Source organism: Novosphingobium sp. KN65.2, assembly GCF_001368935.1.
GTDB lineage: Bacteria > Pseudomonadota > Alphaproteobacteria > Sphingomonadales > Sphingomonadaceae > Novosphingobium > Novosphingobium mathurense.
In genome coordinates this window covers 106076-125055 of the sequence record NZ_CCBH010000160.1, presented here as the reverse complement: position 1 = coordinate 125055, position 18980 = coordinate 106076, and the positions used below count along the sequence as shown (strand labels likewise).

Annotated in this window: 30 protein-coding genes; 17 read left to right on the top strand and 13 right to left on the bottom strand. The window is 65.4% G+C overall.

The annotated features are described in order from the left end of the window. Nucleotides 1-52: 52 nt before the first annotated feature. From SPHV1_RS13965 to dksA, 5 genes are all read right to left on the bottom strand, one after another. Nucleotides 53-262 (bottom strand): hypothetical protein, encoded by a 210-nt coding sequence (locus SPHV1_RS13965; protein WP_054946631.1) that lies wholly within the window; start codon nucleotides 260-262, stop codon nucleotides 53-55. An 8-nt stretch (nucleotides 263-270) separates the two neighbouring features. After that, nucleotides 271-654 carry a DUF4112 domain-containing protein gene (locus tag SPHV1_RS13960; protein ID WP_079730341.1) on the bottom strand — a complete coding sequence of 128 codons (384 nt, stop codon included), beginning with the start codon at nucleotides 652-654 and terminating at the stop codon, nucleotides 271-273. A 74-nt stretch (nucleotides 655-728) separates the two neighbouring features. After that, nucleotides 729-2228 carry an ABC transporter substrate-binding protein gene (locus SPHV1_RS13955; protein ID WP_231634682.1) on the bottom strand — a complete coding sequence of 500 codons (1500 nt, stop codon included), beginning with the start codon at nucleotides 2226-2228 and terminating at the stop codon, nucleotides 729-731. 153 nt (nucleotides 2229-2381) lie between these two features. Then, nucleotides 2382-2747 (bottom strand): PilZ domain-containing protein, encoded by a 366-nt coding sequence (locus tag SPHV1_RS13950; RefSeq protein WP_054946691.1) that lies wholly within the window; start codon nucleotides 2745-2747, stop codon nucleotides 2382-2384. Between the two features lie 148 nt (nucleotides 2748-2895). Beyond that, nucleotides 2896-3354 carry an RNA polymerase-binding protein DksA gene (gene dksA / locus SPHV1_RS13945; protein WP_054946690.1) on the bottom strand — a complete coding sequence of 153 codons (459 nt, stop codon included), beginning with the start codon at nucleotides 3352-3354 and terminating at the stop codon, nucleotides 2896-2898. A gap of 296 nt (nucleotides 3355-3650) precedes the next feature. Between dksA and SPHV1_RS13940 the strand changes: the two genes are divergently transcribed. Next, nucleotides 3651-3989, top strand: coding sequence for a sel1 repeat family protein (locus tag SPHV1_RS13940; RefSeq protein WP_054946628.1), 339 nt, complete (start codon nucleotides 3651-3653; stop codon nucleotides 3987-3989). Between the two features lie 34 nt (nucleotides 3990-4023). Here the strand turns inward: SPHV1_RS13940 and SPHV1_RS13935 are convergent, their stop codons facing one another. The 5 genes from SPHV1_RS13935 to SPHV1_RS13915 are packed head-to-tail and all read right to left on the bottom strand — an operon-like array spanning nucleotide 4024 to nucleotide 7405. Then, on the bottom strand, nucleotides 4024-5160 hold the full coding sequence (locus tag SPHV1_RS13935; protein WP_054946627.1) for a GNAT family N-acetyltransferase: 1137 nt from the start codon (nucleotides 5158-5160) through the stop codon (nucleotides 4024-4026). Beyond that, nucleotides 5157-5954, bottom strand: coding sequence for a glycerophosphodiester phosphodiesterase family protein (locus tag SPHV1_RS13930; protein ID WP_054946626.1), 798 nt, complete (start codon nucleotides 5952-5954; stop codon nucleotides 5157-5159). The genes SPHV1_RS13935 and SPHV1_RS13930 overlap by 4 nt, the downstream gene beginning before the upstream one ends. Continuing rightward, nucleotides 5926-6390, bottom strand: coding sequence for a RidA family protein (locus SPHV1_RS13925; protein WP_054946625.1), 465 nt, complete (start codon nucleotides 6388-6390; stop codon nucleotides 5926-5928). The genes SPHV1_RS13930 and SPHV1_RS13925 overlap by 29 nt, the downstream gene beginning before the upstream one ends. Beyond that, nucleotides 6387-7061: a hypothetical protein gene (locus SPHV1_RS13920; protein WP_054946624.1), complete on the bottom strand. Its 675-nt coding sequence runs from the start codon at nucleotides 7059-7061 to the stop codon at nucleotides 6387-6389. The genes SPHV1_RS13925 and SPHV1_RS13920 overlap by 4 nt, the downstream gene beginning before the upstream one ends. Next, nucleotides 7058-7405: a DUF3572 domain-containing protein gene (locus SPHV1_RS13915; RefSeq protein WP_231634681.1), complete on the bottom strand. Its 348-nt coding sequence runs from the start codon at nucleotides 7403-7405 to the stop codon at nucleotides 7058-7060. Before SPHV1_RS13915 ends, SPHV1_RS13920 begins: the two co-directional genes overlap by 4 nt. On the opposite strand from SPHV1_RS13915, the gene SPHV1_RS13910 reads away from it, so the two are divergent. The 3 genes from SPHV1_RS13910 to SPHV1_RS13900 all read left to right on the top strand — a co-directional run bounded on the left by SPHV1_RS13910 (nucleotide 7399) and on the right by SPHV1_RS13900 (nucleotide 9373). Beyond that, on the top strand, nucleotides 7399-7761 hold the full coding sequence (locus SPHV1_RS13910; RefSeq protein ID WP_054946622.1) for a response regulator: 363 nt from the start codon (nucleotides 7399-7401) through the stop codon (nucleotides 7759-7761). The genes SPHV1_RS13915 and SPHV1_RS13910 overlap by 7 nt on opposite strands. A 113-nt stretch (nucleotides 7762-7874) precedes the next feature. After that, complete coding sequence (locus SPHV1_RS13905; protein WP_054946621.1) at nucleotides 7875-8114, top strand: acyl carrier protein; 240 nt, start codon at nucleotides 7875-7877, stop codon at nucleotides 8112-8114. A 23-nt stretch (nucleotides 8115-8137) separates the two neighbouring features. Further along, nucleotides 8138-9373: an aminotransferase class I/II-fold pyridoxal phosphate-dependent enzyme gene (locus SPHV1_RS13900; protein WP_054946620.1), complete on the top strand. Its 1236-nt coding sequence runs from the start codon at nucleotides 8138-8140 to the stop codon at nucleotides 9371-9373. A gap of 67 nt (nucleotides 9374-9440) precedes the next feature. Here the strand turns inward: SPHV1_RS13900 and SPHV1_RS13895 are convergent, their stop codons facing one another. From SPHV1_RS13895 to SPHV1_RS13885, 3 genes are all read right to left on the bottom strand, one after another. Continuing rightward, entirely contained in the window at nucleotides 9441-9998 is a 558-nt protein-coding gene (locus SPHV1_RS13895; RefSeq protein ID WP_054946619.1) for an NADPH-dependent FMN reductase, read from the bottom strand. Between the two features lie 78 nt (nucleotides 9999-10076). Next, entirely contained in the window at nucleotides 10077-10352 is a 276-nt protein-coding gene (locus tag SPHV1_RS13890; RefSeq protein WP_054946618.1) for an usg protein, read from the bottom strand. A gap of 148 nt (nucleotides 10353-10500) precedes the next feature. After that, a complete protein-coding gene (locus SPHV1_RS13885; RefSeq protein WP_054946617.1) occupies nucleotides 10501-11139 on the bottom strand; it encodes a YqaA family protein in 639 nt (212 codons plus the stop codon). 190 nt (nucleotides 11140-11329) lie between these two features. Between SPHV1_RS13885 and SPHV1_RS13880 the strand changes: the two genes are divergently transcribed. From SPHV1_RS13880 to SPHV1_RS13820, 13 genes are all read left to right on the top strand, one after another. Further along, on the top strand, nucleotides 11330-11827 hold the full coding sequence (locus tag SPHV1_RS13880) for a hypothetical protein (protein WP_054946616.1): 498 nt from the start codon (nucleotides 11330-11332) through the stop codon (nucleotides 11825-11827). Next, nucleotides 11814-13139 carry a DNA-packaging protein gene (locus tag SPHV1_RS13875; protein WP_054946615.1) on the top strand — a complete coding sequence of 442 codons (1326 nt, stop codon included), beginning with the start codon at nucleotides 11814-11816 and terminating at the stop codon, nucleotides 13137-13139. The genes SPHV1_RS13880 and SPHV1_RS13875 overlap by 14 nt, the downstream gene beginning before the upstream one ends. A 24-nt stretch (nucleotides 13140-13163) precedes the next feature. Further along, nucleotides 13164-14327: a phage portal protein gene (locus SPHV1_RS13870; RefSeq protein WP_054946614.1), complete on the top strand. Its 1164-nt coding sequence runs from the start codon at nucleotides 13164-13166 to the stop codon at nucleotides 14325-14327. Next, the gene (locus tag SPHV1_RS13865; protein WP_054946613.1) at nucleotides 14324-14632 is read left to right on the top strand and encodes a DUF6127 family protein; all 309 of its coding nucleotides are present in this window, start codon (nucleotides 14324-14326) and stop codon (nucleotides 14630-14632) included. Before SPHV1_RS13870 ends, SPHV1_RS13865 begins: the two co-directional genes overlap by 4 nt. Further along, nucleotides 14629-15027, top strand: a complete 399-nt coding sequence (locus SPHV1_RS13860; RefSeq protein WP_054946612.1) for an HK97 family phage prohead protease — start codon at nucleotides 14629-14631, stop codon at nucleotides 15025-15027. Before SPHV1_RS13865 ends, SPHV1_RS13860 begins: the two co-directional genes overlap by 4 nt. A gap of 58 nt (nucleotides 15028-15085) precedes the next feature. Beyond that, entirely contained in the window at nucleotides 15086-16222 is a 1137-nt protein-coding gene (locus SPHV1_RS13855) for a phage major capsid protein (protein ID WP_054946611.1), read from the top strand. A gap of 61 nt (nucleotides 16223-16283) precedes the next feature. Continuing rightward, entirely contained in the window at nucleotides 16284-16832 is a 549-nt protein-coding gene (locus SPHV1_RS13850) for a phage head-tail connector protein (RefSeq protein WP_054946610.1), read from the top strand. Beyond that, complete coding sequence (locus SPHV1_RS13845) at nucleotides 16829-17011, top strand: hypothetical protein (RefSeq protein ID WP_054946609.1); 183 nt, start codon at nucleotides 16829-16831, stop codon at nucleotides 17009-17011. The genes SPHV1_RS13850 and SPHV1_RS13845 overlap by 4 nt, the downstream gene beginning before the upstream one ends. A 3-nt stretch (nucleotides 17012-17014) precedes the next feature. Further along, nucleotides 17015-17404: a DUF3168 domain-containing protein gene (locus SPHV1_RS13840; protein WP_054946608.1), complete on the top strand. Its 390-nt coding sequence runs from the start codon at nucleotides 17015-17017 to the stop codon at nucleotides 17402-17404. Between the two features lie 34 nt (nucleotides 17405-17438). Further along, complete coding sequence (locus SPHV1_RS13835; RefSeq protein WP_054946607.1) at nucleotides 17439-17846, top strand: phage major tail protein, TP901-1 family; 408 nt, start codon at nucleotides 17439-17441, stop codon at nucleotides 17844-17846. Beyond that, nucleotides 17843-18175, top strand: coding sequence for a gene transfer agent family protein (locus tag SPHV1_RS13830; protein WP_054946606.1), 333 nt, complete (start codon nucleotides 17843-17845; stop codon nucleotides 18173-18175). Before SPHV1_RS13835 ends, SPHV1_RS13830 begins: the two co-directional genes overlap by 4 nt. Then, the gene (locus SPHV1_RS13825) at nucleotides 18172-18366 is read left to right on the top strand and encodes a phage tail assembly chaperone (RefSeq protein ID WP_054946605.1); all 195 of its coding nucleotides are present in this window, start codon (nucleotides 18172-18174) and stop codon (nucleotides 18364-18366) included. Before SPHV1_RS13830 ends, SPHV1_RS13825 begins: the two co-directional genes overlap by 4 nt. Further along, nucleotides 18359-18928 (top strand): hypothetical protein, encoded by a 570-nt coding sequence (locus SPHV1_RS13820; RefSeq protein ID WP_054946604.1) that lies wholly within the window; start codon nucleotides 18359-18361, stop codon nucleotides 18926-18928. The genes SPHV1_RS13825 and SPHV1_RS13820 overlap by 8 nt, the downstream gene beginning before the upstream one ends. Nucleotides 18929-18980 lie beyond the last annotated feature (52 nt).

Below are 18980 nucleotides of genomic sequence, written 5' to 3'. Positions count from 1 at the left end.
CCAACCTCGCATCTTTCCCCCTTCGACAGGAACGCGGCAACAGGCGCCTACTTTACTCGGCAACCTCATACGTAGCCGCTTCTGAGGGAGCGTCGGACGACTCCGGTGCCGCCGCAGGAGGCCTGCGCTCATCAAGCATTTCCGCTGCCTGATCGAGGGCGCGGGCCTCGCCGACGGTCACCCCGCCCGGGCCGGGATCGTTGTCGCCCTTGCCGCATCCGGCAAGGGCCAGCACGGCCATCAGCGGGACGAGACTGCGCATGGCCCGGTTCAACCTTCGATGATCCGGGTTTCCGGGTGGTGCTTGTCGAGGTGCTTGCGGATGATCCTCAGATTGCGGCTGTTCGAACGGAACACGAAGTCGAACGCATCGCCTACCAGCGGAACCGCGCCGAGCGCAGTGTCGACGCCGACATTGGCGGTCATCCGCGCCAATTGCCACTTCGACATGCCCAGGTTGCGGGCTTCCCAGACGAGGTACATGCCAAGCGCCGCGCCGATCAGGTCGCCCAGAACGGGCACGAAACCGACAATGGCGTCTAGGCCGACCTTGTAGCGGATGCCGGGCACTTCGAAGGCCCGTTCGAGGACCAGTTCGAGCGCCTCGATACGGCGGCGGATCGACATCGGATCGGTGCCGATCGGCAGTTCCATGTCCATGCGCCGCGCGGTATTCTCTCCGGTCGCCAAGGCTCGGCTACTCCTTCTGGTTGCCTGTGCTCAGCCTCTTATCTGGGGAGCCAGGCCAGGGGCATCAAGGGATGCCACCCCCAGCTGTTGGTCGCAAAGCCATCGACGCTACCGCGCACCAGCGACCAGCGGATCGGTGAACCGAAGGGAATATAGACGTTGTCCGCAGTCAGTTCCGCCTCGGCCTCCGTCATCAGCGCAGCGCGTTCTTCCGGTGTCGCCGCCGCCAGGGCCTCACTGACACGCGCATCCGCCTCCTGCGAACACAGGCCGAATTTTGCACGACAGGACAAGTGGTTAAGATACCAGACGGCGCGCGGATAGCGCGCGACGTCGTCAACCAGCGTGAGATCCGCACTGTCTGCGCTTTCCGCCTTTTCGAGGTGCAGCCCGATCGCCGCGAAATCGTTGCCGAGCTTCTCGAGGAGAATGTCGGAACCTTCCCCCTGCGGCAGCCAGATGCTGATCTGCGGACCGGCTGCCGCTCCGGGGCCGGGCGCGGCCCCGGCCTTGGCGGCCTGCTTGGCCCTGTCGCCGTCCTGCTTTGCGGAAGCCTGCCAGATGCGCACGCGCGCGGCGGCGATGGCGCGTCGCTCGTCCAGCGATTGCTCGCTCCAGCGCTCACCGATGGTGCCGAGATCGCCGTCGAGACTGGGCGTCACGATCCGGGTCGTGGGCTTCCAGCCGCCGAGACGGAACTGCTCGATCAGCGCGTCCCGGTCGATCGCCATGGCCAGCGCCTCGCGATTGGCCGGATCGGCCAGGAAACCCCTGTCGTTCATGACCTGCAAGCCGAACAGGCCGACCACCGGATCGAGCTGGATCGTCCCGCGAAGGATGCCGACCGAGCGGGTCAGCGGGAAATCTTCGATCCGTCCGCCCAGGACGAGGTCTGTCTTGCCATCGTTGAAGCGCTGAACCGCTTCGGGACCGCTGAGCGAGAGCAGGTCGATGTTGCGGGTACGCTTATCCCAGTTCTGGATCTCCGGCAGGCCCAGCGTCGAAGGATCGATCGGCGTCAGCCGCGCGACGTCGCCGATCTTCTTCATCCGCATCGGGCCGTTGCCCTGCTTGTCCTCATAGAGCCCGAGTTCAGGCTGGGCGAGTAGCTGAAGCAGATAGGGCATCGGGCGATCGAGACGGATCTCGACAACCCGGCCCGCCATGACGCGAACTTCGTCGATGCCGGCCAGGTCGAGCGCAAAGGTGTTGCGCCGCAGGGACTTCAGCGCCGTATCGAGCGCCTTCTTTGCCGACTCCGCCGAGATCGGATCTCCCGAGGCCCAATCCCCGTCGCGCAACCGGAAGATATAGCTCTGGCCGTCGTCGGTCACGATCCAGCGATCGGCCAGTGCGGGAATCACGCGTCCCTTTTCGTCGAAGGCGACAAGCCCTTCGACCGTCGCGGCACGAATCAACTGACCGGAGGCGGTCACTTCCTTGCCGGACTGGAACGGATCGTCCGGCTCCCCGATCACCGCCACGTTCAGGGTCGAATTGTCGAAGCCACTGCAGGCGCCCAGAGTCAACGCGACCAAGGGGGCAAGGGCCCGGAAGGCTTTGCGCGTGGGAAGCATGTTTGCCGGACTAATCGATTTGCGCCGTGCCGCAAATGCGCAAGCGACGATTTCGCACGAAAGTCTCGATATTGTGGGAAAAACGCCCTGCCCTCTGCCGGACAAGATCCACTGTCAGATCTTGCGCAGGCCTGTCACGCCCGCAACCGGGGGCTGGTGAGTACGTACGAAGCGCGGCGAGGGATCCTCGCCTGCGCTGACCGGCGCGCGTGCCAGCTTGGGATCGATGTCGTCCCGGAAGGCCACGCCGAAGCGGCTTTCCTGGACCCAGGCTACCGTGCCGTCGACCCAGCCGACATTGCGGATGCTGACCGAGACCTTCGATCCGCGCACCACGCGGACCGTGCCTTCGCCCATCATGCCGCCGGCAGAAAGGTTGCGCACCTTGATGCGAAATTCGCCATCGAGGCCATCGACGCGCAGATCAGCCAGCAGAAACAGGCTGTCGCGCGCGATCTGCCGATTTTCGCCTTTGATCATAAGCTCCATCCGGTGCCAGTAATGCCCATGCAAACAGACACTTGCACGAGCAGACACGCTACCTGACGAAGGCTAGTCCCGAGTGACGAAAAAAGAGTTAACAGCACGGTAATCCCTCAGGCGAGATGAACTACCGTGCCAAAATGGGTCAGTCGTCGCGGGAAATCTTTTCGCGGCGCTCGTGCGCTTCCTGCGCCTCGACGGTCATGGTCGCGATCGGACGTGCCTCGAGTCGGCCCAGGCCGATCGGTTCGCCGGTCACTTCGCAAAAGCCGTATTCGCCTTCCTCGATCCGGCGCAGGGCGGAATCGATCTTGGCGATCAGCTTGCGCTGGCGGTCGCGGGTACGCAGTTCGATACCCCAGTCGGTCTCGCTCGACGCGCGATCGTTGAGGTCCGGCTCACGAATCGGACCGTCCTGCAGTTGCTGCAGGGTGCCTGCAGCAGCATCGAGGATCAGCCGTTTCCAGGCCATGAGCAGCCGGCGGAAATAATCCTGCTGCGATTCGCACATGTAGGGTTCGTCAGGTTCGGCGACATAAGAGCCGCCCAAGACACGCTTTGCTTTCGAAAGCACATCAATTTCATCAGACAGGGCCGTTGCCATCCAGAGAATCTCCGCACGTATGCCCCGAACCTTCATCGCCCTGCGGCCCCGGTTTTTCCGGTAACCCCTCGAAGATCCGCGGTTGGTCGCGCCTATAAATGCGCCGTATGTGCGGCACAAGGGCAGATGCGCCGCCGTCCACAAAAAACCTGAACCCGGCTTCGAAACGGGACAGGTTCTTTCGGACCTGCGCAGAGTTCCACAAACGACGTTAACGGATTGTTGACCATCGCTGGTCCAGCCTAGCCGTGTCGAACTGCCAAAACGGGCTTTGTTGGACAGGGGGGTATCGAGAGATGCAAACTGTTTGGATCAAGAACGACGCATTCGCCAGCGCTTCAGCCGCGGATATCGAAGCTGAAGACCTGCTGGTCGCCAATTGCCTTGCTGCTGCGTCGCAAGGAGACGTTTCCGCCTATTTCGATCTCGGAGTCGCGTACTCCACCGGCAGCCATGGCGCCGCCTGCGATCTGATCGAGGCGCACAAGTGGTTCAACCTCGCCGCCGTTGCCGGTCACGAGGAAGCCGCGACGTGCCGCGCGGAAGTGGCCGACGAAATGACGGCTCGCGAAATTGCCGAAGCCCAGCGCCGCGCGCGCGAATGGCTCTCGGCCTCGATGCGCCGCGCAGCCTGAATCATCGCACGACAGACCGGAGCTTCGCTCCGGTTCAGGCCTTGCGGTAAGGCGCTCTCTCGCCCAGCCAGAGCTGGTCCTGGGCGATTCCGGCGCGCTCCCGCTCAAGGTAGTCGGCAATCGCTTCGCGCAGGCCGTCGTGGACGATGTAGTGCGCCGAAACCGTGCGCACCGGCTCATAACCGCGCGCCAGCTTGTGCCCGCCCTGGGCCCCTGCCTCGACGCGTGACAGGCCCAGTGCGATCGCAGCATCGATCGCCTGATAGTAGCACAGCTCGAAGTGCAGGAACGGCTTGTCGAGCCGCGCACCCCAGTAGCGCCCGTAAAGCGCTTCGTCGCCGATGAAGTTCAGCGCGCCGGCTACGGGTTCGCCGTCAATGAAGGCCAGTACCAGCAGGATCCGGTCCGCCATCGTCTCGCCCATCAGCGTGAACGCGGATCGCGTCAGGTACGGCCGACCCCACTTGCGCGCGCCGGTATCCTGATAGAACTCCCAGAATGCATCCCAATGCTCCTCGCGGATGTTCTCGCCGCGCAGGGTGCGAATTTCGACGCCTTCCTGCGCCTTTGCACGCTCCTTGCGGATATCCTTGCGCTTGCGCGACGACAGCGCGGTCAGGAATTCCTCGAAGTCCGCATAGGCGCGGTTTTCCCAGTGAAACTGGATATCCTCACGCAAAAGCCAGCCGGCCTTCTCGAAATACGGAACCTGCTCGGGCTCGATGAAGGTGGCATGGGCCGAAGAAAACCCGTTGTCCCGGCACAGCGTTTCCGCCGCGCGCAGCAGAGGAAGAGTCAGCTCGGGATGCGATGTCAGCAGGCGCGGGCCGGTCGCTGGAGTGAATGGCACGGCAATCTGCAGCTTGGGATAGTACTCACCCCCTGCCCGATGCCAGGCATCGGCCCAGGCATGGTCGAAGACATATTCACCCTGGCTGTGCTGCTTGAGATAGGACGGCAGGGCTGCGGCAAGGCTTCCGTCGGGCCCTTCGATAGTAATCGGAACCGGCTGCCAACCGCTGCGCCCGCCGACGCTGCCCGATTCCTCAAGCGCGCTGAGGAAGGCATGGGAAACGAACGGGTTGCCGCCGCCGGTCAGGCCATCCCACTCCTGCGCAGGAAGCGCCCCGATGGCAGAATGGACTTTCGCAGTGAATTCGCCTTCGCTCACGCTGCCGCGCCTGCTCCTTTCTCTGCCACGACAACGCCCTCGAAGATCGGGGCATCGGCATGGACTGCTGCACGTTCGCGATGCTCACCCGACCGCACCGTCCAGGTGGCGACCGGAATGCCCCGCCGCCGCTGGCTCGCAGCGAAGCTGCTGGGCAGATCGCGGATATCGTAGGCCAGAAAGTCGGGTCTGGCATGCCAGAGTGCAAGATGCCTGCGGATCCTTCCCGGCAGGGCGCGATCATCTTCCTCAGTCACGACGAGCCCGCGCACGGTATGCGGAGAATGTCGGCAGAACCAGCTTGCGACGCGCGGATCGAAGCTCATCACCCCGTGCGCGCCTGTATAGCCTTCGAGGGCGCGGCGCACGGCAAGGCAGGTCGCGGCGACGCGCTGCCCGCGGCTCGACTTCACCTCGATCAGGATCGGCACCTGGCCGTCGACGATATTGAGGACCTGCCGCAGGGTCGGAATCGTCTCCGCCGTACCCGAAAGCTGCAGGGCGCCGAGCTGGGCAGCGCTGCGCCGGGCCACCGGCCCGGTTTCCCGCGTCAGCCGATCGAGGTCGAAGTCATGGAATACGACCGGCTGACCGTCGCCCGAACGCTGCACGTCGATCTCGATCCCGTATCCACCGGCGATTGCATGTTCGATGGCGGCACGGGAATTTTCGGGCACGCCCGGCGCATGAAGCCCGCGGTGGGCATAGCTGTACGCGCCGACCCACGCGACCTTGCGGGGGTCAGGGGCCGGCGCGAACCAGCGATCAAGCAGGGCGAAGGGCAACAATGGCATCCACTTCGACGGCAGCGCCGAGCGGAAGTACCGGCACGCCGACCGCGCTGCGCGCGTGCTGCCCGGCTTCGCCGAAGACGGCTGCCATCAGTTCCGATGCACCATTGGCGATCTTGGGCTGATCGGTGAAGTCGCCGGTGGAGCTGACGAAGGCGCCCAGCTTCAGGACTCGCTCGACCCGGTCAAGCGAGCCGATGGCAGCCTTGAGCTGTGCGAGGATCATCACGCCGCAGGCCTGGGCCGCTTCGATACCCTGTTCCAGTGATACATTCTCGCCCAGACGACCGGTAACGAGCTTGCCGTCGACGAAAGGCAGCTGGCCCGAGACATAGGCCACGTTGCCGGAGACGACGACGGGAACATAGGCTGCGACGGGCGCGGCCGGTTCGGGCAGGACGAGGCCGAGCTGTTCAAGGCGGGCGTCGATTTCACTCATTTGTCTTCACTGTCCTTCAAGGTAACGGCTGCCTGGAGATCAGCCTTTGGAGAATTGACCAGGCGATCGAGCAGCCAGGGCAGCGCACTGCTCCAGTCGTCGATCCGGGCGTCGGCGTCCCCGGCCTTGTGGGCGCAGGGGATATGCGGGGCAATGCTCGGCTCCGCGCACAAGTGCAGGCGGCCGATCTCCGGCGCGACATCGCGGACCGAGCCGTGATGCGGCGCGAGGTCGTCGATGAAGACCGCTCGGCTTGGTGCATATTCGTCGAGAATTGCCTTGAGGGCGGGGCCCTTCGGCCCCTGGTTGGTATAGACCCGCACGTCGATGCCGTGGTCCGCCAGTTGCCGGGTCCGTGCTTCCTTGCGGAAATCCATGAGATTGGTGAGCACGACGACGTCCGCATGTTCAGCGATCGTCCCGATCGCCGCAACCGCGCCTTCCACCGGGGTCTGGCGATGCATCTGTCCGTCGAAGAACTTGTTGAGCAACTGCCATGCGTCCTTCTCGGTGATCAGCTCATCGCTGTCGACCCGGCGCATCGAGCGGTAGAAGTCGCTCCGGTCGAGGTCGAAAGTCACGCCCTCATCCTCGGCCAGCCATTCACGAAAGTGCGTGACCATATACAGCAGCACTTCATCGCAGTCGGTGATGAGCAATGGCTTTTTCATGCTCCCAGCCTTTCACGCGCGGCCACCAGTGTGGCGGGCGCAACGCCCAGCGCTTCGGAAGCTGCGACAAGGTCGGCCTCGTGGGCGCAGAGGAACTCTATCACCGCTGCCAGCGTCGCCGGCTCGCCCAGCGAAGCGCGCAGCGAATCCGGGGTCAGCCCGGTCAGGGCGAGGAACCGGGTGGCGCGATCGTCGTCGCCCAGCACCCAACCCAGGGCGTTCAGCGCCAGGGCCTGCGGGTCACCGTTGGCTGGGGATGGCGTGTCTCTGAGAATTGTCAGCCTCGCTTGCGTAACATAGAGCGGTAGGGAACCCCTAGATGGTGTCCAGGCGTCGAATGGCAAAGCGAATCCTCGTTGTCGAGGACAACGACCTCAATCGGAAGCTCTTTTGCGATGTGCTCAAGAGCCAGGGCTTCGCCGTGGAGCCGGTGGCCGACGGCCTCGATGCGCTGGACCGCGCCCGCGACTTCGTGCCCAATCTGGTCATCATGGACATCCAGTTGCCCAATGTCTCCGGCCTCGACCTGATCGAGGCCGCCAAGAAGGACCCGGTCCTGCGCACGATCCCGGTCCTGGCGGTCACCGCCTATGCCGGCAAGGGCGACGAGGAGCGGATTCGCGAGGCGGGTGCCGAAGGCTATCTTGCCAAGCCGGTCTCGATCGGTCCTTTCATGCAGGCCGTGAAAGCCCTGATCTAGGCCGTTTATGATCCGGCAGCCTGCGAGTATGCTTGACTTTGCCGCGCCGCGCCGCTTTTGCGCCGCATTTCCCGGCCAGAGAGCCGCCCGACCCTATCGGAGTTGAAAAGACCATGGACCGCGAAGAAACCTCGGCCCGGATCGCCGCACTGATCGAACCCTTCAACAAGAAGGGCGTCGAGATCACCGACGCGACCCGCTTCACTGACGATCTTGAGTTCGACAGCCTCACCGTCATGGATTTCGTCGCGGCCATCGAAGACGAATTCGACATCATCATTTCGATGAACCAGCAGGCCGAGATCGAGAATTACGGTCAGCTCGTCGACGCCGTGGTCAAGCTCCAGGGCTGACGGAACTCCCAAGGAAACGGCCCATGACCGACATGCTCAGCGACAATGTAACCGAAACCCACGCGGACCTGTTCAGCAAGTTCGACCCGCTCATCCAGATGCGCGAGAACCTGCTCGCTTCCGGCGTCGAGGATCCGTTCGGCCTCGTCATGGAACGCGTGCTCTCGCCAACCGTGGCGATGTGCAACGGACGCGAGACGATCCTGCTCGGCACCTACAACTACATGGGCATGACCTTCGATCCCGACGTGATCGAAGCGGGCAAGCAGGCGCTCGACGACTTCGGTTCGGGCACCACCGGCAGCCGCGTGCTCAACGGCACCTATGCCGGGCACAAGGCCGTGGAGGAAGCGCTTTGCGATTTCTACGGCATGGATCACGCCATGGTCTTCTCGACCGGCTACCAGGCCAACCTCGGCATCATCTCGACGATTGCCGGCAAGGGCGACTACATCGTCCTCGACATCGACAGCCACGCCTCGATCTGGGACGGCTGCAAGATGGGCGACGCCGAAGTCGTGCCCTTCAAGCACAATGACATCGAGGCGATGGAAAAACGCCTGCGCCGCATTCCCGAAGGTGCCGGCAAACTCGTCGTCCTCGAAGGCGTCTACTCGATGCTGGGTGACATCGCTCCGCTCAAGGAAATGATCGCCGTCGCCAAGAAGTACGGCGCGATGGTGCTGGTCGACGAAGCGCACTCGATGGGCTTCATCGGCCCCAACGGTCGCGGCGTGGCCGAAGACCAGGACTGCCTCGCGGATGTCGATTTCGTGATCGGCACTTTTTCCAAGTCGGTCGGCACGGTCGGTGGCTTCTGCGTTTCGAACCACCCCAAGTTCGAGATCATGCGCCTGGTGTGCCGCCCCTACGTGTTCACCGCCAGCCTTCCGCCGAGCGTGGTCGCCACCGCCTGCACCTCGATCCGCAAGCTGATGAACGCGGGCGAGAAGCGCGCGCACCTCTGGGAAAACTCGCGCACCCTGCACAAGGGGCTACGCGATGCCGGGTTCGAACTGGGTACGGACGAACCGCAAAGCGCGATCATCTCGGTTATCATGCCCGACCTCGAACGCGGCGCGGCGATGTGGGAAGCGCTGCTGCACGAAGGCCTCTATGTGAACCTGGCAAGGCCGCCGGCAACGCCCGCCAACATGACCCTGCTGCGCTGCTCGCTGTGTGCCGAACATTCGGCTGAACAGGTCGAGCAGATCATCGGCATGTTCACGCGCGCCGGGACGACGGTCGGCATCATCTGACAAGACGAAACCGGCAGGCGTCGAAGCACGCCTGCCGGTCTTCTCAACCCGATTCGGGCCCCGGCGGTCAGCCCTTACCCGCGTGCAGGGCGACGTAGCCGAGAAACGCCTTCATCCACTTGCCCGCAAAACCGGCGGTAGCTTGGGCGAACTGGCCCTGCGCGGTCAGCAGGTCGTCACTCCATTGCAGATAGGCTTCCGGCAGGCCCAGCGTCGGCATGTCGAGCACGGCCAGCACGTTGCGCAAGTGCTGCTGCGCCGCGGCCGTTCCCAGCTTGCCCGGTGAGGTGCCGATGACGCCAGCTGGCTTTCCCTTCCAGCAGCTATGCCCTGGCGGACGCGATCCATGATCGATCGCGTTCTTCAGGACGCCCGGGATCGAGCGGTTGTACTCCGGAGTCGCGAAGATCACCCCGTCGGATTCGGTCACAAGCATTTTCAGGTCCCTGACGGCCTGCGGCTGATCGTCGTCCTGGTCCTGGTTGTAGAGCGGCAATGCGCCGATATCCGCAAAAGTAAAGCTGTGACCTTGCGCTTCGGGCAAGGCAACCATGGCCTTTGCCAGCCTGCGATTGAAGGAATCGGCGCGCAAGCTGCCGACGATGACGGCGATCTTGAGGGGCATGGCGTTCTCCTGTTTCCGGTTACGGCAAGAACCCGCGTCGGCCCCAGCCGTTCCCGTTGCGCCTTGTGCCTCAAATCGTCAGTGGATGGAAATGATCCCGTCGACGGCCTGCCATTCCTGCGGGCCGATCAGGTGCTTGTGGGCGATCCTGACCGAATGCAGCGGCCCTTCGATTTCACGGCTCCAGTAGTCGAGAAAACCGCGAAGGACCGGGAAACGTGGTGCCACGTCGTATTGCTGAAATGCGAAGAGCTGAAGCAACTTCGGATGGTCCGGCAGGAAATAGTGGATCTCTATGGTCGAAAGCCCGTAGCCTTCGAGCTGCTTCAGGAAATCCTGACTTGCTCCATCCATCCGAACAGCCATAGCCCTCCTTCCGGCACTGCCCACATATTGCAGTGCAGCAAGAAGAGAATGCCACAAGTCGCATTTCAGTCAAGTATCTCCGCAGGCGCGAAGAATCCCTGATCCGGCGTTTACGTCTGCGCCGGCTGTCGCAGGATTACGCCGGCTGCGTTGCCGCAGCTGCTTCGCACTTCTCGTTGGTCTGCTCCGCGCCGCCGCCGAGGAACGCGATGGCAAGAAAACCGGCAACCACGAGCACGGCAAAAGCGGCGGTGACCTTGCCCAGGTGCTTGTCGATCACGGCCTTGATCGGCGCGCCGAAGAGGCGGAACAGCACGCCCACGATCATGAAGCTGATCGAACGGGAAACGATCGAGGCCCCGATGAACACCGCCAGGTTCATGCCGATGAAGCCTGCGGTGATCGTCAGCAGCTTGAAGGGAATCGGCGTTGCCCCCTTCACGATGATGATTTCCGCCCCGTATTCGCGCAAATAGCAGGCAGCCTTGGGGAAACTCTCCGAAAGCCCCAGCGCCCGCAGAAGCGTTTCGCCGAAAGCCTCATAGGCGAAATGGCCGATCGCATAACCAAGCAGGCCGCCGGCCACCGACGCGAGCGTGGCGATGATCGCGAAGCGAATCGCCTTCTTCGGTTCGGCCAGACACATCAGGCCCAGCAACGGATGCGGCGGAACCGGGAAGAAGCTGGCTTCGACGAAGGCGAAGGCGGCCAGCCACCATTCGGCATGACGATGCGCGGCCTTGGCCATGGTCCAATCGTAAAGGCGACGCAGCATCGAATTCTCCGGAGGATTCAGTCGGCGCGTGCTTAGAGGCAGGCGAGTTTGCCGACAAGCAATAACCTATTTGGTTATTAATGCTTGACATCGTCACGCTCTTTCGGTACACAACAGGAACATCGCGATAAACCGGTCGCCCAAGGGCTTCGAACCGGTTCGCGAACACTCCTCTCATCATGGATCGATCATGGCGGACACACCCTCGTCCGGTCGCATCGCGTGTTCCGTTCCGGCGGAACCCGCGTTGGCCGATCATGACTGGCGCGCGCGCTTCCTCTCCGAACTGGCGGCAAGTTCGAACGTCGCCGCCTCCGCCCGCAAGGCCGGTGTTGCTCCGGCGCTGGCCTACGCAGCCCGGAGGCAGGATCCCGAATTCTATCGCGCCTGGCACGAGGCGCTTTGCGAAGGCTACGACCACCTTGAAATGAACCTGCTGCACCGGCTTCGCGAGGGAGAAGTGAAACCGGCCGCCGGTTCCCGACGTGGCACGCGGCTTTTCGACAATGCCACGGCCCTGCGCCTGCTCACGCTTCACCGTGAAGCAGTCGCAAGGCAGCGGGCCCAGCGGGAAAGCCGCGATGCCGGGGCCATCCTCGATGCCATCGACGCCAAGCTGGACCGGATGCGCGCCCGCAGCGCTGCAACCGGATCCGATACGGACAGGCCGGCCGATGCAACGCAGTAACCGCCTTGCCTGGCTGCTCTCATTGCCCCTTCGCGAAAGACGCAGGCGCGTGCGCGAACTCAGCGAGGCGGAACAGGCCGAATTCCTCACTCACTGGCGGCTCTGGGCGCGACCTGAACAGCTGGCTCCGCCAGGCGACTGGCGGACATGGCTGGTCATGGCAGGACGCGGATTCGGCAAGACCCGCGCAGGTGCCGAATGGGTTCGTTCAATCGCGGAGTCCGATCCGGCGGCGCGCATCGCACTGGTGGGAGCAACCCTGCCGGAGGTGCGGGCGGTGATGGTCGAGGGCGAAAGCGGACTCCTGGCGATCTGCCCTGCGCGCCGCGCGCCGGGCTTCGAGCCTTCCCTGCGGCGGCTGGTCTGGCCCAACGGTGCGCAGGCCCTGCTCTATTCGGCCGGCGAACCGGAATCGCTGCGCGGTCCGCAGCACAGCCATGCCTGGTGCGACGAGATAGCCAAGTGGGACAATGCCGCAGGCAAGGCAGGCCGCACCTGGGACAATCTCCTGTTCGGCCTGCGTCTGGGCGACAGGGCCCGGGCCATGGCGACGACGACACCGCGGGCCGTGCCGCTGGTCCAGCGCCTGCTCTGCGAGCCGGACGACGACCTCGTCATCACCCGCGGCAGAACCGAGGACAATCGCGACAACCTGCCGCCCAGCTACTTGCGCGACATGCGGCGCAGCTTCGGCAAGTCCCTGCTGGGACGTCAGGAACTCGACGGCGAACTGCTCGACGATATCGAAGGTGCGCTCTGGACCCGCACCCTGATCGAAGCCTGCAGGGCCAGCCCGCCCGCTGAAGCGGTTCGCGTCGTCATCGGCGTCGATCCGCCCGCTTCGGCAGGCGGCGATGCCTGCGGGATCGTCGTGGCCGCCCGCTGCGCGGAAGGACGCGGGCACATTCTCGCCGATGCCTCGGTCGAAAGGGCCAGTCCGGAGCGCTGGGCCCGCGCCGTGGCCGGCGCGGCAGCCGCCTGGCGCGCCGACCGCGTCGTCGCCGAAGCCAATCAAGGCGGGGCAATGGTCGCCAGCGTCCTGCGGGCCGCCGACGTTACGCTGCCGATCCGGCTGGTCCATGCCAGCCGCGGCAAGGTTGCCCGCGCCGAGCCGGTCGCCGCGCTCTACGAAGCCGGGAAAGTCCGCCATGCAGAACATTTCCCTGCGCTCGAGGACGAGCTCTGCGGGTTGATCGCGGGCGGCACCTACCAGGGTCCGGGCCGCTCACCCGACCGCGCCGACGCCCTTGTCTGGGCCCTCACCGAATTGCTGCTCGACCGCGCCGCCGCGCCGCGCGTGCGCACCACCTGAGCCAACCAGCGAAAGGCAATCCCCATGTCCTTCATCGATACGCTCCTTGCCGCCTTCAAGGGCGAGAGTACCCGCGCGCCACTGGCGCGAGGGCCGGCATCGCCCTGGTTCTTCGCCGATGGCGGCGGCGGGCGCACGCCCTTCGAATACAACCTCGCCGTGCGCCAGGCCTATCTCGAGAATCCAGTGGCCCAGCGCGCGGTGCGGCTGGTGGCGGAAGGGATCGCCGGTGCGCCACTGCAGTCCCCCGATCCCGGGCCCATCGCCCTCGTCACAGCGACGAGCGCCGGGCAGTCCCTGCTCGAAACCATCGTCTCGCACCTGCTGCTGCACGGCAACGCCTACGTTCAGGTCATCAAGGATGCGCGCGGTCGCCCCGCCGAGCTGTTCGCGCTGCGCCCCGAGAGAATGACGATCCTGGCTGGCGACGACGGCTGGCCGAGCGCATTCAATTACGCCGTAGCCGGGCGACAGCTGGCCATCCCCCTGCTCGACGAGGACGCCTCGCCGAACCTCATCCACATCCGCCACTTCCATCCGGCGGACGACCACTACGGCGCCGGGTGCCTGACCGCCGCGCACGAGGCGATCGCCACCCACAACGCCGCTTCGCACTGGAACCGGCAACTGCTCGAGAACGCGGCCCGGCCTTCGGGCGCGCTCGTCTACGAAGCGGGTGACGGCAACGGGTTGACCAGCGACCAGTTCGACCGATTGCGCAGCGAACTGTCATCCGCCTTTGCCGGTTCGGGCAATGCCGGGCGTCCGATGCTGCTCGAAGGCGGACTCAAGTGGCAGGCCATGGCGCTGAGTCCGGCCGACATGGATTTCGCCACGCTCAAGGCCGCGGCAGCCCGCGACATCGCGCTCGCCTTCGGAGTGCCGCCGATGCTTCTGGGCCTCCCAGGCGATTCGACTTACGCCAATTACCGCGAGGCCAACCGCGCGCTCTGGCGCCTGACCCTGCTTCCGCTAGCCGCCAAGATGCTGTCCGCCATCGGCGAAGGTCTGGAGCCATGGTTCCCCGACGCCGCGCTCACCATCGACCTCGACCGGATCCCGGCGCTTGCCGAAGACCGCGAGCGGCTCTGGGCGCAAGTCGGTGCCGCCGACTTCCTTGCACCTTCCGAAAAGCGCGCCTTGCTCGGCCTGCCCGAGCGCCCAAACCATGCGGAGGCCGAGCAATGACCAAGAGCGACATGTTGACCGGGCTCGTCTCACAGGCCGCAAACGAGGGCAACGACATCGTCACCCTGCGCGCCATCGTCGAGGAAGCCAGCGAACTGGGCGCGAGCCGGATGCTCGAGCGGATCGGTCTCGACGATGCCACGGCCCACGAGGACGTGAGCGAACTGCGTGAACTGCTCCAGGCGTGGCGTGACGCCAAGACGAGCGCACAAACAGCGGCGATCGGCTGGATCGTGCGCGGGCTGTTGGCCCTGCTGCTGCTGGGCATCGCGGTCCGGCTCGGCGCGACGGAGCTGCTGCGATGAGCGGCCCGCGCTTTGCCGGCTACGCCGCCCTGTTCGACCGCCGCGATGCCGGGCGCGACACGATCCGCCGCGGCGCCTTCGCCCGCACACTTGCCGAACGGCGCGATCCGCTGCCGCTGTTCTGGCAGCACCGCCCCGACCTGCGCATCGGCTGGATCGAGACCCTGGCCGAAGACGCTCGGGGCCTGCGGGTGATCGCCGCACTCGACAATCCGCAAGGCGCGGCAGCCCTCTCCCTTCGGAACGGGGCCGTCTCGGGCCTCTCGTTCGGCTACCGCGCGCGCACCAGCCGCCCCGGCCGCGACGGGCGCGAACTGCTCGACATCGACCTGTTCGAAGTCAGCCTCGTCTCCCGCCCGATGCAGCACGGCGCGCGCGTTCATCTCGTCTGCTGAAGCGCGCGCCCTCTCCGGGCCGCACCAACTTTTCCCACCGACCGAAAGGCAATTGCTGATGGAATCCCCTGTGCCCACCGAAAACCTCGAAGCCTCGTTCGATCTCGTCGCCCGGCAGGATGCGACCGAGGCCACCGTCGAAGCGATCCGCACCGACGTCGAGGACGTGAAGTCCCGCCTCGATCGCGTCAGCCGCGCCGCTGCCCGTCCGGTGATCGCAGGCAGCGTGGCCGCCAGCCCCGAAGTGAAGGGCTTCGTCGAGGGCTACCTGCGCCATGGCCGCGAGACCGAGCTCAAGTCGATCTCCGGCGCGGTTGCGGCCGACGGCGGCTATGCCGTGCCCCGGGAAATCGACGCGCTGATCGCCTCACGCCTCACCTCGATCAGTCCGATCCGCTCGATCGCCCAGGTCGTGCAGACCGGCAGCGCGGGCTATCGCAAGCTGGTGACGACCGGCGGCACCGCGTCCGGCTGGGTCAGCGAAACCGCTGTGCGCCCGCAAACCGATACGCCCGGCTTCGCCGAAATCGCCCCGCCGACCGGCGAGCTCTACGCCAATCCGGCGGCGAGCCAGGCGATGCTCGACGATGCGGTCTTCGACCTCCAGTCCTGGCTGGCCGACGAGATCGCCACCGAGTTTGCCCGGGCCGAGGGCGCGGCCTTCGTCAGCGGTGACGGGGTCAACCAGCCGAAGGGATTTCTCTCTGCGCCGACCAGCACCGCCGGCGACGCTGCCCGCACCTTCGGGACGCTGCAGCACCTCGCCTCGGGCGATGCCTCCGGCTTTGACGCCGCGCCCGATCTCAAGCTGATCGACCTCGTTCATGCGCTCAAGTCCGGGCACCGTCAGGGGGCGAGCTGGGTGATGAACTCGTCCACGCTGGCCGAAGTGCGCAAGCTCAAGACCAACGACGGCGCTTTCGTCTGGCAGCCCGGCCTCGTCGAAGGCCAGCCCGATCGCCTGCTGGGCTATCCCGTCGTCGAAGCGGAAGACATGCCCGACATCGCCGCCGGGGAATGCCCGATCGCCTTCGGCAACTTCCGCGCCGGCTATCTGATCGCCGAACGCAGCGCCACCGCGATCCTGCGCGATCCCTACACCAACAAGCCCTTCGTCCACTTCTACGCCACCAAGCGGATCGGCGGACAGGTGCTCGACAGCGACGCGATCAAGCTCCTCAAGATCGCAGCCTGATCGAACGGTCGTCCCGGCCCGCGCCGGGACGACACCTTTCCCATTGTCGATGGAGAGACCGATGAACCGAGTCATCCTTACGCCGGCCACGCTGCCGGGTTCGGCACTCGCCGAAGTCAAACAGTGGCTTGGCATTACCACCGCGCAGGACGATGCCGCGCTGCAGGCCCTGCTGGAAACCGCGCTCGACCAGTTCGAGGCCTTCACCGGACAAAGGCCGCTGGAGTCCGAATGCGAAGAAACGCTGGACGCCGCTGCAGGCTGGATGAGCCTCGCCACGCGTCCGGTCCAGGCGATCACCTCTCTCGAGACCCTGGCGGCCGATGGCTCCCGTATGGCGCTGGCGACCGAACGCTATGACATCGATCTCGATGCCGATGGCACCGGGCGCATCCGCTTGCTGGCAAACAAGCCGGACGCACGGATCGCCGTGCGCTTCACCGCAGGCCTCTCGGCTGCATGGGACGATCTGCCCCAGTCCCTGCGCCACGGCGTGATCCGGCTCGCCGCTCACCAGCACCGGGAGCGGGAAACCGAAGGTGCGGCACAGCTTCCGCCTGCTTCCGTCGCTGCGCTCTGGCGCCCGTGGCGAAGCCTGCGCCTGGCATGACCCGCCATTTTATCGCGGCCGAGGCGGGAAAGTCCCTCGATGCCCTCGCCTCACGGCTGACCGCCGCCGCCTCCAGTCTCGGCAAGGCCCATGCCCGGTCCCGCCGCCTCGCCCGCCGCGACGACGAAACCCGTTGGCGCCGCGCGGACCTGGTCTGGCCCCTGTTCCCGAAAGGATAGCCCATGGAAGTGCCCTTGCGCGCCGCCCTGCTCGATTGGCTGACCGCCGATACCACTCTGGTCGATCAGTTGAATGTCATCGTCGAGGAAGCCCCCTTGCGCGCCAGCCTGCCCTGGCTCGCGATTGCGGCCAGTGCCAGCAGCGACTGGAGTACCAAGACCGCTGCGGGCCGCGAGGTGCGCGTCGCACTTGAATTGCATTGTCGCGGCGACCGGCCCGATGCTGCGGCCGCGCTCGTCGCCGCCATCGAGGCGCGGATCGAGGCCATGCCGCGCGAGCAGTCAGGGCTCGCGATCGTCACGATCCGGTTTCTGCGCGCCCGCGCCCAGCAGCGCAGCGAGAGCCGCCGCGCGATCCTGCTCGAATACGGTTTCCGGCTGCTCTCGCAGTGATCCCCCAGTCCCTCTCTTTCCAAGGAGTACGCAGATGTCCGCACAAAAAGGCAGCGCCTTCCTTCTCAAGATCTCCGATGGCGGGAATCCGGCCACGTTCCGGACCGTGGCCGGTCTTCGTACCACGCAGATGTCCGTCACCGGTGAAACCGTCGTCATCACCAGCAAGGACAGTGGCGGCTGGCGCGAACTGCTTTCCGGCGCAGGCGTCCGCGCGGTGTCGGTCAGCGCGGCAGGCCTCTTCCTTGGCAGCGCCGCCGAGGCGCAGATCCGCGCCAACGCCATGAACGGCACGCTCGACAGCTACGAGCTGAGCTTCGAGGACGGCGAGAAACTGCGCGGCAGCTTCCTCGTCCAGCGGCTCGACTATGCCGGCGACTTCAATGGCGAGCGCAATTACACGCTCCAGCTCGAAAGCTCGGGCGAGGTATCGGCGGCATGAAACAGGCTGAGGCCGAGCACAGGCGGGCGAACCCGCTGCGCGGGGAAGCTGCCTTCCAGATCGACGGGACGGCCCATGTCTTGCGCCCGACCTTCGGCGCCCTCGTCGCCGCAGAGGAGGAACTGGGACCGCTTTTCGCGCTCGTCGAGCGGGCGGGGGCCGGAGAATTGCGGCTGTCCGAACTGGCGACTCTGTTCTGGCACTGTCTCGCCGACCGGCAGGCGCTGACCCGGGAAGCTCTGGGCGAGGCGATTGCCCGGTGCGGACTGGCCGCCTGTACCGGGCCACTACGCACCCTGCTTTCGCAGATCCTCAAGGGCAGCGGATGAGCCCCTCGTTCGGCGAACATGCGCTGGCTCTGTTCGCAGTGGCCGCACGTCACTTGGGCTGGCGACCGGACGTATTCTGGGCCGCCACGCCCTGCGAACTGGCCGCAGCCCTGCGCCCGCCCCTCCCCCCCGCCGCGTCCGGCATCGACCGGGCCGCACTGCAAAGGCTGATGGAAAACGACCATGGATGACGAAATCGAAAGCCTGCTGGTCGACGTGCGCGCCAGCACCGAGGGCTTTGCCCGGGACATCGCAACGATGCGCGCCAGTGTCGAGACCGATCTGGTTTCCGGTTTCACGAAGGCCGGCGATGTACTGGAACGCGGCCTTGCCGGCGCCATTCGCAGCGGCAATCTGGGTTTCGACGATCTCAAGCGCGTGGCAAGCGAAACGCTGAGCGCCATAGCCGCGCAAGCGGCACAGGGCCTGACTTCCGCATTGGGCATCGGCGCTTCGGGTAGCCCTGTCGACTTCGGCAGCATTCTGGGCTCGGCCTTCGGGCTGCCCGGCCGGGCTACCGGCGGCAATGTCTCGCCCGGGCGGGGCTACCTCGTCGGCGAGCGGGGGCCGGAGCTTTTCGTGCCGACTTCGGCCGGCCGCGTCGAAGCCGGAACGCTTGGCCAGCCGAGGGCGAGCGACGTGCGCGTGGCCATCAACCTTGTCGCCCCTCGCGGGTCGAGCACGCCGCAATCGTTGCAGCGTTCCAGCCGTCAGGTCGCCAGCGCCGTGCGGCGCGCGCTTTCCCGAAGCTGACCGCCAACCGTCCCGGAAAATCACCAGGACGACAATCAGGCATTTCACCCAA